Origin of the sequence: Stenotrophomonas sp. P2112 (genome assembly GCF_041897515.1) — a bacterium.
Classification (GTDB): Bacteria; Pseudomonadota; Gammaproteobacteria; order Xanthomonadales; family Xanthomonadaceae; genus Stenotrophomonas; species Stenotrophomonas sepilia.
In genome coordinates, this window is record NZ_CP169216.1 from 3,581,275 (window position 1) to 3,594,732 (window position 13,458).

Annotated in this window: 9 protein-coding genes and 1 riboswitch; of the genes, 6 read left to right on the forward strand and 3 right to left on the reverse strand. The window is 66.1% G+C overall.

The annotated features are described in order from the left end of the window. Positions 1-100: 100 nt before the first annotated feature. Both ACEPA4_RS16530 and thiC read right to left on the reverse strand, forming a co-directional pair. Complete coding sequence (locus ACEPA4_RS16530; protein WP_050562719.1) at positions 101-772, reverse strand: ion channel; 672 nt, start codon at positions 770-772, stop codon at positions 101-103. Between the two features lie 136 nt (positions 773-908). Continuing rightward, complete coding sequence (thiC, locus tag ACEPA4_RS16535; RefSeq protein WP_164093377.1) at positions 909-2,753, reverse strand: phosphomethylpyrimidine synthase ThiC; 1,845 nt, start codon at positions 2,751-2,753, stop codon at positions 909-911. Between the two features lie 82 nt (positions 2,754-2,835). Continuing rightward, positions 2,836-2,936, reverse strand: a riboswitch (TPP riboswitch). Between the two features lie 224 nt (positions 2,937-3,160). Here thiC and ACEPA4_RS16540 point away from each other — a divergent pair. Beyond that, positions 3,161-4,738, forward strand: a complete 1,578-nt coding sequence (locus ACEPA4_RS16540) for a BCCT family transporter (protein ID WP_065178347.1) — start codon at positions 3,161-3,163, stop codon at positions 4,736-4,738. A 558-nt stretch (positions 4,739-5,296) separates the two neighbouring features. On the opposite strand, the gene ggt is transcribed toward ACEPA4_RS16540, so the two are convergent. Beyond that, complete coding sequence (gene ggt / locus ACEPA4_RS16545) at positions 5,297-7,015, reverse strand: gamma-glutamyltransferase (RefSeq protein WP_065178369.1); 1,719 nt, start codon at positions 7,013-7,015, stop codon at positions 5,297-5,299. 686 nt (positions 7,016-7,701) lie between these two features. On the opposite strand from ggt, the gene ilvC reads away from it, so the two are divergent. The 5 genes from ilvC (at position 7,702) to ACEPA4_RS16570 (ending at position 13,458) form a co-directional block, all read left to right on the forward strand. Continuing rightward, complete coding sequence (gene ilvC / locus ACEPA4_RS16550) at positions 7,702-8,676, forward strand: ketol-acid reductoisomerase (RefSeq protein WP_053499062.1); 975 nt, start codon at positions 7,702-7,704, stop codon at positions 8,674-8,676. Positions 8,677-8,715: 39 nt separating this feature from the next. Continuing rightward, the gene (gene ilvG, locus ACEPA4_RS16555; RefSeq protein ID WP_262090954.1) at positions 8,716-10,452 is read left to right on the forward strand and encodes an acetolactate synthase 2 catalytic subunit; all 1,737 of its coding nucleotides are present in this window, start codon (positions 8,716-8,718) and stop codon (positions 10,450-10,452) included. Then, positions 10,436-10,687 (forward strand): ACT domain-containing protein, encoded by a 252-nt coding sequence (locus ACEPA4_RS16560; RefSeq protein WP_005419108.1) that lies wholly within the window; start codon positions 10,436-10,438, stop codon positions 10,685-10,687. Before ilvG ends, ACEPA4_RS16560 begins: the two co-directional genes overlap by 17 nt. Before the next feature lie 96 nt (positions 10,688-10,783). Continuing rightward, on the forward strand, positions 10,784-11,875 hold the full coding sequence (locus ACEPA4_RS16565; protein WP_053499063.1) for a threonine dehydratase: 1,092 nt from the start codon (positions 10,784-10,786) through the stop codon (positions 11,873-11,875). Then, the gene (locus tag ACEPA4_RS16570) at positions 11,872-13,458 is read left to right on the forward strand and encodes a 2-isopropylmalate synthase (RefSeq protein ID WP_065178345.1); all 1,587 of its coding nucleotides are present in this window, start codon (positions 11,872-11,874) and stop codon (positions 13,456-13,458) included. The genes ACEPA4_RS16565 and ACEPA4_RS16570 overlap by 4 nt, the downstream gene beginning before the upstream one ends.

A 13,458-nucleotide genomic window follows, 5' to 3' on the forward strand; every position in this document is an offset into this window, starting at 1 on the left:
CGCGTGGTCGACATCAGGCTCTCTCTCGCCGACGAATTCACATAATTTGCGACATCATTCGCGCCCTTTCGGGCGCGAAATTTTTATCTGGCGTTCATTTTCACATGCGCCGCAACATGGTCAATCCGACCAGCCGCGAAACCACCAAAGCCACGTACATCACGCCGGAAAACTGCTCCAGCATGACCAGTGCGCGTGCCTGTGGATGCAACGGCACAACGTCACTCAAGCCGACGCCAGACAGCAAGCTGAAGCTGAGATAAAGCAGCTCCATCCAACTGCGCTGCGAGCCTCCGCCGGTGCCCTGGAAGCTGCCCGGGTACCACTGCTGGCATACCGCGAATGCGAACGCAAATGCCCATGCAAGCAAGGTGAATGTCGCGCCTGCGGCGAACAGTTCGTCGCGGGTGACCTTGTGGTCCTGGAGCATGTAGGCAATCAGGGCGCCGGCCGTATAGAAGTACAGCAGGCTCTCCAGCAACTGTGCGGTGGTCAGCAGTGCGCTGCGGTCGAGCAATGCGCCAGCCAGCGAGAACACCACCGACGGGATGGCCAGCAGCAGTGCCAGCCAGGTGCCCAGTGGGCTGCGCTGGACCACCCACAGCGCCAGGCCCAGTACCGCCATGCCGAACATGCCCAGCGCCGCGCGACCGGCAGCGGTGTCATCCAGCGCGGGGTACAGCAGCACCGCGATCAACTGGGCACCCAGCAGCCAGGCCGAAGGATGACGGCGGGCAATGGCCAGCCAACGGGTGGTCATGGCAACGGGCATGGTGTCCTTCCCCCAGGGTGATGCGCGGAGCATAGCGGGGAGCGGCGTGATGAGCGGTGGTGCCGGCCGCTGGCCAGCACTCCTCCCGGCCCCTGCACAACCGGCCGCCGGCCAGCGGCCGGCACCCGGCTGCTCGTCATCCCTGGTGGTAGACCTCTGCGCCAGCCGCGCGGAACTCCTCCGACTTCTCCTTCATGCCGGCTTCGGCGTAGTCACGCACATCCTGGGTGATCTTCATCGAACAGAAGTGCGGGCCGCACATCGAGCAGAAGTGGGCCAGCTTGTGCGCATCTTTCGGCAGCGTCTCGTCATGGAACTCCTTGGCCTTCTCCGGATCCAGGCCAAGGTGGAACTGGTCTTCCCAGCGGAACTCGAAGCGCGCCTTGCTCAATGCGTTGTCGCGAACCTGCGCCCCCGGATGGCCCTTGGCCAGGTCGGCTGCATGCGCGGCAATGCGATAGGCCATGATGCCGTCGCGCACGTCCTGGCGATTGGGCAGGCCGAGATGCTCCTTCGGCGTCACGTAACAGAGCATGGCCGTGCCGAACCATCCGATCATCGCCGCGCCGATCGCGCTGGTGATGTGGTCGTAGCCCGGTGCGATATCGGTGGTCAACGGCCCCAGCGTATAGAACGGCGCCTCGCCGCACTCACGCAGTTGCTTGTCCATGTTCTCCTTGATCAGCTGCATCGGCACGTGGCCGGGGCCCTCGATCATGGTCTGCACATCATGCTTCCAGGCAGTCTTCGTCAGCTCGCCCAGCGTTTCCAGCTCACCGAACTGCGCGGCGTCGTTGGCATCGGCGATGCAGCCCGGGCGCAGGCCGTCACCCAGCGAGAAGGTCACGTCGTAGGCCTTCATGATTTCGCAGATCTCTTCGAAATGCGTGTAGAGGAAATTCTCCTTGTGATGCGCCAGGCACCACTTGGCCATGATCGAGCCCCCGCGGCTGACGATGCCGGTCACCCGCTTGGCGGTGAGCGGCACGTAGCGCAGCAGTACGCCGGCGTGGATGGTGAAGTAGTCCACGCCCTGCTCGGCCTGCTCGATCAGCGTGTCGCGGAAGATCTCCCAGGTCAGTGCTTCGGCGCGGCCATCGACCTTCTCCAGCGCCTGGTAGATCGGCACCGTACCGATCGCCACCGGCGAGTTGCGGATGATCCACTCGCGGGTTTCATGGATGTGCTTGCCGGTGGACAGGTCCATCACGGTGTCACCGCCCCAGCGGATCGCCCACACCAGTTTCTCTACCTCCTCGGCGATTCCCGAGGAAACGGCGCTGTTGCCGATGTTGGCATTGATCTTGGTCAGGAAGTTGCGGCCGATGATCATCGGCTCGCTTTCCGGATGGTTGATGTTGTTGGGCAGCACCGCGCGGCCGCGCGCGATTTCATCCCGCACGAACTCCGGGGTGATGATCTTCTGGATCGAAGCGCCGAACGCCTCGCCCGGATGCTGCTGCAGCAGGCCCGCATCGCGGATCGCTTCCAGCTGCTGGTTCTCGCGGATGGCAACGAATTCCATTTCCGGGGTGATGATGCCGCGGCGCGCGTAGTGCATCTGGGTGACGTTCGCGCCTGCCCGTGCACGACGCGGCAGGCTGCGCGCGGGGAAGCGCACGGCATCAAGCTTCGGGTCATGCTCGCGATCACGCCCGAACGACGAACTCAGGCCTTCGAGCTGCTCGGTATCGCCACGTTCCTCCACCCAGCCGCGACGCAGTGCCGGCAGGCCGGCGGACAGATCGATACGCACGCCCGGATCGGTGTAAGGGCCCGACGTGTCGTAGACCGTGACCGGTGCATTCTCTTCGCCGCCGAACAGCGTCGGGGTGCGGGTCAACGCGATCTCCCGCATCGGCACCTGCAGATCCGGGCGCGAACCAGGCACGTGGATCTTGCGCGAGCCGGGAATGGGCCGGGTCACGGATTCGGAGAGTTGCTGGGCCTGTTGCTGCAGGGCGGAGAGCTGTGCGTTCATCGGGCATCGTCCAGGAAGGTCAGGGACGAAGCGGCGGCGCACGGCACCCGCGCACGGACGGTCCTTGGGCGGAGTCCGGGCACGGCTGCATTGCAAAGCTTCCCTACGCCGGTATGAGCCGGATCAGGTTCCAAGGGACTGTCTCAACCGTGGCCACATGGCCCGGTACCCCCGCTTCTTGGTGTGCATTAGAGCATAGACCGCCCGCCTCCGGATCTGACCCCAATCGCTATTCGTTAACAGAACCATGACGTCGCGTTCAGTAACGTGCACGTCCGTCGCGCTCCCGCGACCGATGCTTCCTTCGCCGCCGACGCGGCCCCTGCCCGGTTCGCGCCGCATGCCGCCGGCCCTTCGCTGCAAGCTCTGCTCGCTCCCCTCAATCCCTTGATCGGAGAAGCTCCTTCATGGTGTTTCGTGTTTCCATCGCACTGGTTCTGATGCTGGTGCTGCTTGCCGGTATTGCACCCGGCCCCTTCAATACCGTGGTGCAGAGCATCCTCGGCGAACTCATCCGCGGTATCGGCTGGCTGTACCTGCTGGTGGTGTTCCTGGCCCTGGTGTTCCTGATGTACCTGGCCTTCGGTCGCTTCGGCAACCTGCGCATCGGCGGCGAAGACGCCGAGCCGGAGTTCTCGCGGGCCAGCTGGATGTCGATGCTGTTCGCCGCCGGCATGGGCATCGGCCTGGTTTTCTGGGGCGCAGCCGAGCCGATCTCGCATTTCAGCAAGCCGCCCGAAGGATTGGCGCCAGAGAGCATGGACGCCGCGCGTGCTGCCATGCGCTATGTGTTCTTCCATTGGGGCCTGCACCCGTGGGCCATCTATGCGCTGATCGGCCTGGCAATGGCCTGGTTCCAGTTCAACCGCAACGGCCGTGGCCAGATCAGCGATATGTTGCAACCGATCATCGGCCGTCACCATCGTGGCTGGATCGGGCATATGGTCAACATCTCCGCGGTCGTCGCCACCGCGGTTGGCGTGGCTACAGCACTGGGCTTCGGCACGATACAGATCGCGGCCGGCGTGGAACGCGTGTTCGGCGTGCAGGCGGGCGTGCCGCTGCAGCTGACCATCATCGCAGTGGCTTTCGTACTGTACATGGCGTCCACGCTCAGCGGCGTCGGCCGCGGCATGAAATGGCTGTCCAACTTCAACCTTGCATTGGCTGCACTGCTGCTCGCGCTGGTGCTGGTACTCGGCCCGACTGGCGCGATCTTCAACACCTTCACGACGACGTTGGGCTCCTATCTCAATCAGCTGGTGACGATGAGCCTGCGCATGTCACCGTTCTCGTCCAGCACCTGGGTCGCGGACTGGACGATCTTCTACTGGGCCTGGTGGATCTCCTGGGCACCGTTCGTGGGTTCGTTCATCGCGCGCATCTCGCGCGGGCGCAGCGTGCGCGAGTTCGTGATCGGCGTGGTGCTGGCACCGACGCTGCTGGGCTTCTTCTGGTTCTCGGTGTTCGGTGGCACCGCGATCTGGATGCAGATCTTCGGCCAGGCCGACCTGCTGCAGGCACTGGGCAACGGCTATGAAACGGTGCTGTTCACCATGTTCGACAGCATGCCGCTGCCGTTGCTGCTGTCGTGCATTGCGCTGGTGCTACTGATGATCTTCTTCGTGACCTCGGCTGATTCTGCGGTACTTGTGCTGGCCAGCATGTCCACGGACGACGCGGGCGAGCCATTGCGCAAGCACAAAGTGGCGTGGGGTGTCGGCATTGCGCTCGTGGCGGGTTCCTTGCTGTTGGCAGGGGGACTGGAGGCGCTGCAGGGCATGATCACCATCGCTGCGCTGCCGTTCGCGCTGCTGATGCTTCTTGTGATGGTGTCCCTGTACCGGGTGCTGGACCAGGAATACACCCGGGAGCGGCGGCAGGCGCAGCGCCAGCGGCACATGATCGATGCGTGGATTGCACGCGAGATGGCGGCGCAGGAGGAGACGCAGGCCGAGGCCGCACGCGCGCACGATCAGGATTGAGGGTGTTTTGCAGCCTGCGGCTGTACCGCTTTTTCAAGCAAGTGCAAGTGCAAGTGCAGAAGCCAAGGCGGCTCTGGGCTTCTGCTTGCTTGGCGGGGAGGGGGCAGATGGCGGGACACGCCGCAAGTACGTCCCTGTAGGCTCGGCCACGGCATCCATGCCGTGGACGGTCCCGCCATCTGCCCCCTCCCCGCCTCCGACGATCTCCCAGTGACGGCAGTAGATCCACGCCATGCGTGGATCAGGTGTATCGGAAAACAAGAAGGGGTCGGATCCGTTTTCCTTCGGAAAACGGATCCGACCCCAACCCACAGCGCGCGGCTGTCGCTGTTGCCTTTGCTCTTGATCTTCTTCCTTCTCTTCCGTGGCTGACGCGCACGGAAATTTTCGGGGGGCGTGCGGGTGGGAGTGGCGGGGGTATCCGCGCCATGGATGGCGCGGCTAAGCCTACAAGGACGTATTTACGGCGTCCTCCGACACTCCCACCCGCACGCCCCAGCGCATGGACCTGCTCCAGCGCTCAGCCGCGAGGGGGCTCAGCCCGGTGGCCGGGAAACCTCAGTACCCCGCCGCCTGCCCGTCCTTGCGGCTCTCCGAAGCCCCGTAGTACACCCCGGTCTCGGGATCGCGCATGATCGCCTGGTACCCGCCGTACGGACCGTCGGCGAACACGATGCGATGCCCCTTGCGCATCAGCGCGCGCACGGTCTCGTACGGGAAGCCGGTTTCCAGATTCACTTCACCACCGTCGGTCATCGCCGTGGCCTGACCCGTCGGTTCAGTCGAGCCTTCGTGCTGGATGCGCGGCGCATCACCGGCTTCCTGCAGGTTCATACCGAAGTCCACCAGGTTCATCACGATCTGCGCATGGCCCTGCGGTTGCATCGCGCCGCCCATCACGCCGAAGCTGGCATACGGCTTGCCCCCCTTGGTGATGAACGCCGGAATGATCGTCTGGAAGGGGCGCTTGCCCGGTGCGTATCCGTTGGGATGGTTCTTCTGCAGCACGAACATCTCGCCGCGGTCCTGCAGGATGAAGCCCAACCCCGGCGGCGCCATGCCGCTGCCCATGCCGCGGTAATTGGACTGGATCAACGAGACCATCATGCCGTCGGCGTCGGCCACCGTCATGTAGATCGTGTCGCCTTCCTCCAGCTGCTTCGGTGTGCCCGGCTGCACTTCCTTCAAGGCCTTGTCCATCGAGATCAGCGCGCGGCGCTGCGCGGCGTACTCCTTGGAGATCAGCTTCTGCACCGGCGCCGGCTGGAATGCCATGTCGGCGTAGAAGCGCGCACGGTCGGCGAAGGCCAGCTTCTTCGCCTCAACGAACAGGTGCACATGCTCGGGTGAGCCGAACGGGATCTTCGAGAAATCGTAGCCTTCCAGCACGTTGAGGATCTGAAGCGCAGCGATGCCCTGGCTGTTGGGTGGCAGCTCCCAGACATCGTAGCCACGGTAGTTGCTGCTGACCGGCTCGACCCATTCACCGTGGTGGTCGGCCATGTCCTGGTAGCTCAGGTAGCCACCGTTGGCCTTGAAGTAGTCACCGATGGTGCGCGCGATCTCGCCCTTGTAGAAGGCGTCGCGCCCGCCGTCGGCGATCTTCTGCAGGGTGCTGGCCAGGTTCGGGTTCTTCCACATCTCGCCCTTGCGCGGGGCGTGGCCGTTGATCGTGAACTGCTCCTTGAAGCCCGGGTACTGCGACAGCTTGGGCACCGAACGGTCCCAGTAGTAGGCGATCACCTCGGCCACCGGGTGGCCCTCGCGGGCGTAGCGGATGGCCGGCGCCAGGTTATCGGCCATCGGCTTGCGACCGAAACGGTCGTGCAGGGCGAACCAGCCGTCGACCGCACCGGGCACCGACACCGGCAACGGGCCGGTGGCCGGGATGTCCTTCAGGCCACGACGCTGGAACTCGGCCAGGGTGAGCGACTTCGGCGAGCGGCCCGAGCCGTTGTAGCCGTAGAGCTTCTGCGTCTTTGGGTCCCAGACGATGGCGAACAGGTCGCCACCGATGCCGTTGCCGGTCGGCTCCATCAAGCCGAGCGCGGCATTGGCCGCGATCGCCGCGTCGACCGCCGAGCCGCCGCCCTTCATCACGTCCAGCGCGATCTGGGTGGCCAGCGGCTGCGAGGTAGCCGCCATCGCATGCGGGGCGATCACCTCCGAACGGGTGGCGAAGGCGTGGCCGGTGATGCGGTCGGCGGCGATGGACAGTGCAGGCACGGCAGCCAGCACGGCGGCGGCGAGCAGGGAGCGGGCAAGGCGTCGGGACACGGTCGGGTTCCGGTGGAAGGTGGTTCCGCGATCTTCGCCGCTGCGGCCTTCATGCGGTATCGGGCAGAGGTCATGGGCGATGGCCTTTCGGTGGGTGCCGACCAGGGTCCGCCCCAGCATGGCGAACAGCGACCCGGAATCCGCGCAAAAAGCGTGTTGAAAGGAGTGAATTCGGGTTCACTGAAACACTTTCAGTGGCAACCATCCTTGCGGCGCAAGCGATTTCGCTGGACTCACTGGAAACCGATAAAAAAACTGTCGTGAGGGTTGACACCGCCAAAACGCCTGTGTTTCTCTCGATCGCATGTTGCATCACAACACGCCACCGCGAACCCACATCGAAGCCGCCGCCATCGGCGCCGCCTCGCTGCGTTCGATTCTTGTGCTCGTACTTATTACCCAACCCACAGGTGCGGGACGAGCCAGCGTGTAAGCAACAGACACACCGGAACTCTTCAAAAACCCGCACCCGCCCCGGTGCGGGTTTTTTCATTTCAGAACCTGGTTTCAGACGCAACCACCATGACCAACGCTCATCGCACAACCCGGACCTGCAGCACCACGCCTCGTGGTGGCTGTGCCTGTGCGATGCGCGGCGCCCCCTCCACCGCTTTCCCCTGACCGGCCGGCACGTCACCTCGACGACCGGCCGTTCTTTTTTCTTCCCACCGCAAGGAACCTCCCCCATGAGCACCAACGACCTGCCCCAGACCAAGATCGCCGTCATCGGCTACGGCAGCCAGGGCCGCGCCCACGCACTGAACCTGCGCGAATCCGGCTTCGACGTGGTGGTAGGCCTGCGTCCGGGCGGTCCGACCGAAGCCAAGGCCCAGGCCGATGGATTCACCGTGGTCGCGCCCGCCGATGCGGTGAAGGACGCCGATCTGGTCGCCGTGCTGACCCCCGACATGGTGCAGAAGAAGCTCTACAACGATGTGCTGGCGCCGAACATGAAGCAGGGGGCGTGCCTGCTGTTCGCCCACGGACTGAACGTGCACTACGGCATGATCGAGCCGCGCGCCGATCTGGACGTGGTGCTGGTCGCGCCGAAGGGCCCGGGTGCGCTGGTGCGCCGTGAGTACGAGATCGGCCGTGGCGTGCCGTGCATCTGGGCGGTCTACCAGGACGTCAGCGGCAAGGCCGCGCAGCATGCCCAGGCCTATGCGGCCGGCCTCGGCGGTGCCCGCGCCAACCTGATCCAGACCACCTTCAAGGAAGAGACCGAGACCGATCTGTTCGGCGAGCAGGCGGTGCTGTGTGGTGGTGCGTCGGCGCTGGTGCAGGCCGGTTTCGAGACCCTGGTGGAAGCCGGCTACCAGCCGGAGATCGCCTACTACGAAGTACTGCACGAGCTGAAGCTGATCGTCGACCTGTTCTACGAAGGCGGCATCTCGCGCATGCTGGAATTCATCTCCGAGACCGCGCAGTACGGCGACTACGTCAGCGGCCCGCGCGTGATCGACGCCGGCACCAAGGCACGCATGAAGGAAGTACTGAAGGACATCCAGGACGGCACCTTCACCAAGAACTGGGTGGCCGAGTACGAAGCGGGCCTGCCGAACTACAACAGGTTCAAGCAGGCCGACCTGGAGCACCCGATCGAAAAGGTGGGCAAGGAACTGCGCGCCAAGATGGTCTGGTTGCAAGGACAGGCCGCGTAACCGCGCGGCCCTCCCCCACCCGCTTTGCAAGGTTCCCCCATGAACTCTTCCACACACCGCAGCGCGCCGCCCAACGGCGCGCGCTGGCTGACCCAGGCGCTGGAGGCCGAAGGCGTCCGCACGCTGTTCGGCTATCCCGGTGGCACCATCATGCCGTTCTACGACGCGCTGGTGGACTCGTCGCTGAAGCACATCCTGGTGCGCCACGAGCAGGGTGCCGCCCTGGCCGCCAATGGTTTCGCCCGCGCCAGCAACCAGGTGGGCGTCTGCGTGGCCACCTCCGGGCCGGGCGCGTCGAACCTGGTCACCGGCATCGCCGATGCGATGCTGGACTCGGTACCGATGGTCTGCATCACCGGCCAGGTCGGCACGCCGCTGCTGGGCACCGACGCCTTCCAGGAACTGGATGTGTTCGGCCTGACGATGCCGATCGTCAAGCACAGCTGGCTGGTGCGCAGCGTCGATGACCTGCCGCGCGTGGTGGCCGATGCGTTCCGGATCGCCCGCGAAGGTCGCCCCGGCCCGGTGCTGATCGACCTGCCCAAGGACGTGCAGCTGGCCGACGCCAGCCATCTGCCGGCCCATGCGCCCAGCAGCGTCGAACCATCGCCGGCGCCGGCCGAGGCCGCCATTGCCGAAGCCATTGCCGCGCTGGCCGCGGCCGAGAAGCCAGTGGTCTACGCCGGCGGTGGCATCGCGCTGGGTGATGCGGTGCAGGACCTGCGCGATTTCGTCGAGGCCAGTGCCATCCCCACCGTGATGACGCTGCGCGGCCTGGGCGCACTGCCGGCCAGCCATCCGCAGTCGCTGGGCATGCTGGGCATGCACGGGACCCGCGCGGCCAACATGGCGGTGCAGGAAAGCGACCTGCTGCTGGTGCTGGGCGCACGCTTCGACGACCGTGCCACCGGCAAGCTGGCCGAGTTCGCACCGTTCGCCCGCGTCGTTCACATCGATGCGGACGCATATGAGATCTCCAAGCTGCGCAGCGCCGATGTCGCCGTGCCCGGCAACGTCGGTCACGCCATCCGCGCCCTGCGTGCGGCCTTCCCCTCCCCCAAGGCCCACCAGGACGCATGGTGCAAGCGCTGTGCACAGCATCGCGATCGTTTCGCAGCGCGCTACGACGCACCGGGCCAGCACATCTACGCCCCGGCGCTGCTGAAGCGCCTGAGCGAGCTGGCCCCGGCCGATGCGGTGATCGCCTGCGACGTTGGCCAGCACCAGATGTGGGTGGCGCAGCACTGCCGCTTCAACCACCCGCGCAACCACCTGACCAGTGGCGCGCTGGGGACCATGGGCTTCGGCCTGCCGGCCGCGATGGGTGCGCAGTTCGCCTGCCCCGATCGCACCGTGGTGCTGGTGTCCGGCGACGGCAGCTTCATGATGAACGTGCAGGAGCTGGCGACCATCGCGCGTTGCCGCCTGCCGGTGAAGATCGTGCTGCTGGACAACAGTTCGCTGGGCATGGTGCGGCAATGGCAGGAGCTGTTCTTCGCCGAGCGCTACAGCGAGATCGACCTGTCCGACAACCCGGACTTCGTGGCGCTGGCGCAGGTGTTCGGCATTTCCGCCACCCGCATCGACGCGCGGGATGACGTCGAGGGTGGCCTAGCCGCGCTGCTGGCCGAACCCGGCCCGGCACTGCTGCACGTGGCCATCGATGCACGCGCCAACGTATGGCCGCTGGTGCCACCGAACACCGCCAACAGCACGATGCTGGAAAGCAACCCCGCCCATGCCCGCCAGGAGATCCCCAATGCACTACCGGCTTGACCTGGTGCTGCACCCGGCCGAAGGCGCGCTGTTGCGCGTGATCGGCATGGCCGAGCGCCGTGGCTTCGCGCCGCGTGCGATCAGCGGTGCGCCGGTGGCCGCCGACGATGGCCGCTGGCACCTGCAACTGGTGGTGGATGGCCAGCGCCCGGCGGAAACGCTGTGCCGGCAGATCGAGAAGATCTACGACTGCGTGTCCGTGCAGGTCACCGCCGTGGAAGGAGCATCCGTATGAACACCCGTACCGTAGTGACCACGGTGCCGGTACGGAGGCGTCTTCTTCGCCGCCCGTGCCCGCATGCGGCGGTCGCCTGCACCCCGCTGGTGGCCCATGCCGGCCGCTGATGCCAGCCAGGAAAGCGATGTCGGCGACGTAAGCGTCGCCGACGTACTGGCGGCGCAGGCCCGGCTGCGCCGCTTCCTGCCGCCTACCCCGCTGCACCATGCCGAGCGCTTCGGCACCTGGCTGAAGCTGGAGAACCTGCAGCGCACCGGGTCCTACAAAGTGCGCGGCGCGTTGAACGCGCTGCTGGCCGGCCGCGAGCGCGGCGATACCCGGCCGGTGATTTGCGCCTCGGCCGGCAACCATGCCCAGGGCGTGGCGTGGGCGGCCTACCGCCTGGACGTTCCGGCCATCACCGTGATGCCACATGGCGCGCCGGCCACCAAGATCGCCGGCGTCGCTCACTGGGGCGCCACCGTGCGCCAGCATGGCACCAGCTATGACGAGGCCTACGCCTTCGCGGTTGAACTGGCACAACGCCACGGCTACCGCTTCCTTTCCGCGTTCGACGACGCCGATGTGATTGCCGGCCAGGGTACGGTCGGCATCGAGCTGGCCGCGCACGCACCGGACGTGGTGATCGTGCCGATCGGCGGCGGTGGCCTGGCCTCCGGCGTTGCACTGGCGCTGAAATCACAGGGCGTGCGCGTGATCGGTGCCCAGGTGGAAGGCGTTGACTCAATGGCGCGCGCCATCCGCGGCGACGTACGCGAGATCGCCCCCGTCGCCTCGCTGGCCGACGGCGTGCGGGTGAAGATTCCCGGTTTCCTGACCCGACGCCTGTGCACCTCGCTGCTGGACGACGTAGTGATCGTGCGCGAAGCCGAACTGCGTGAAACCCTGGTCCGGCTGGCACTGGAAGAACACATCATCGCCGAGGGCGCCGGTGCGCTGGCGCTGGCAGCAGGCCGCCGTGTCGCTGGCCGCCGCAAGTGCGCGGTGGTGTCCGGCGGGAATATCGATGCGGGTGTCCTGGCCGGCCTGCTCACCGACATCCGGCCGCGCCCGCCGCGCAAACCACGGCGACGGCGTAGTGAAACCCCGCGCTCGCCCGGCAAGGCCAGCGCCCTCGCGTCCCCCACCTCTTCCCCTTCCCCCCTGCAAGCCGCCGCACCCGCTGTCGAGGAGATTTCCCTGTGACCACCATCGAACGAATTACCACCCCGCGCATCCGCATCTTCGACACCACCCTGCGTGACGGCGAGCAGTCCCCCGGCTGCAGCATGAGCCCGCCGCAGAAGCTGGTGATGGCGCGTGCGCTGGACGAACTGGGCGTGGACATCATCGAGACCGGCTTCCCGGCCAGCTCGCAGTCCGACCGCGAGGCGATGGCGCTGATCGGCCGCGAACTGCGCCGCCCGAGCCTGAGCCTGGCCGTGCTGTCGCGCTGCCTGCAGGCCGACATCGAGACCTCGGCACGTGCCCTGGAGGCCGCAGCCAACCCGCGCCTGCACGTGTTCCTGTCCACCAGCCCGCTGCACCGCGAGCACAAGCTGCGGATGACCCGCGAGCAGGTACTGGAATCGGTACGCAAGCACGTCTCGCTGGCTCGCTCCTACATCGACGATGTCGAGTTCTCGGCCGAGGATGCCACCCGTACCGAGCTGGACTACCTGATCGAAGTCTCGCGCGTGGCCATTGCCGCCGGCGCCACCACCATCAACCTGCCCGACACCGTCGGCTTCACCACGCCGGAAGAGATCCGCGCGATGTTCCAGCAGGTCATCGCCGGCGTCGCCGACGTGCCGAATGCCGCCAATGTGATCTTCAGCGCGCACTGCCACAACGACCTGGGCCTGGCGGTGGCCAACTCGCTGGCCGCCATCGAAGGCGGTGCACGCCAGGTCGAGTGCACCGTCAACGGCATCGGCGAGCGCGCCGGCAACTGTTCGCTGGAAGAGATCGCGATGGTGCTGAAGGTGCGCCAGGCCTTCTACGAACAGGACAGTTCGATCAACACCCCGCGCATCGTCGGCACCTCGCAGCTGCTGCAGCGCCTGGTCGGCATGCCGGTACAGCGCAACAAGGCCATCGTCGGTGCCAATGCCTTCGCCCACGAATCGGGTATCCACCAGCACGGCATGCTGCGCCATCGCGGCACCTACGAAATCATGCGCCCGGAAGACGTGGGCTGGGAAGATTCGCAGATGGTGCTGGGTCGCCACAGTGGCCGCGCCGCCGTCGAAGCACGCCTGCGTGCACTGGGCTTCTGGCTGGACGAAGACGAACTGAAGCTGGTGTTCGAGCAGTTCAAGGGCCTGTGCGAACAGCAGCGCGTGGTCACCGATGCCGACCTGCAAACCTTGATGCAGGGCGGCTCCAACGCGCAGGGCTATCGCCTGGCGTCGATGACCATCAGCGACGTCGGCAGCCGCGCCAATGCACTGGTCGAACTGTCCGACCCGGACGGCAACCGCGTGGCCGAGACCGCGCAGGGCGACGGCCCGGTCGATGCGCTGTTCGGCGCGCTGTCGGCTGCCACCGGCGTGCAGCTGATGCTGGACAGCTACCAGGTGCACAGCGTCGGCATCGGCGCCGATGCGCGCGGTGAAGCCAATCTGAGCGTGCGCCACGACGGCGTGGAGTACGACGGCACCGGCACCAGCAAGGACATCATCGAAGCCTCCGCGCTGGCCTGGCTGGATGTGGCCAACCGCCTGCTGCGCCAGCGCCAGGCCACCGCCCACAGCAGCACCGACGTTCCCGCCCCTGCCACCGCCTGA

Excerpts from the sequence above, each read along its gene's own strand:
- ACEPA4_RS16530 (WP_050562719.1), bottom strand. The coding sequence starts at position 772 with ATGCCCGTTGCCATGACCACCCGTTGGCTGGCCATTGCCCGCCGTCAT.
- thiC (WP_164093377.1), bottom strand. The coding sequence starts at position 2,753 with ATGAACGCACAGCTCTCCGCCCTGCAGCAACAGGCCCAGCAACTCTCC.
- ACEPA4_RS16540 (WP_065178347.1), top strand. The coding sequence starts at position 3,161 with ATGGTGTTTCGTGTTTCCATCGCACTGGTTCTGATGCTGGTGCTGCTT.
- ilvC (WP_053499062.1), top strand. The coding sequence starts at position 7,702 with ATGAGCACCAACGACCTGCCCCAGACCAAGATCGCCGTCATCGGCTAC.
- ilvG (WP_262090954.1), top strand. The coding sequence starts at position 8,716 with ATGAACTCTTCCACACACCGCAGCGCGCCGCCCAACGGCGCGCGCTGG.
- ACEPA4_RS16560 (WP_005419108.1), top strand. The coding sequence starts at position 10,436 with ATGCACTACCGGCTTGACCTGGTGCTGCACCCGGCCGAAGGCGCGCTG.
- ACEPA4_RS16565 (WP_053499063.1), top strand. The coding sequence starts at position 10,784 with ATGCCGGCCGCTGATGCCAGCCAGGAAAGCGATGTCGGCGACGTAAGC.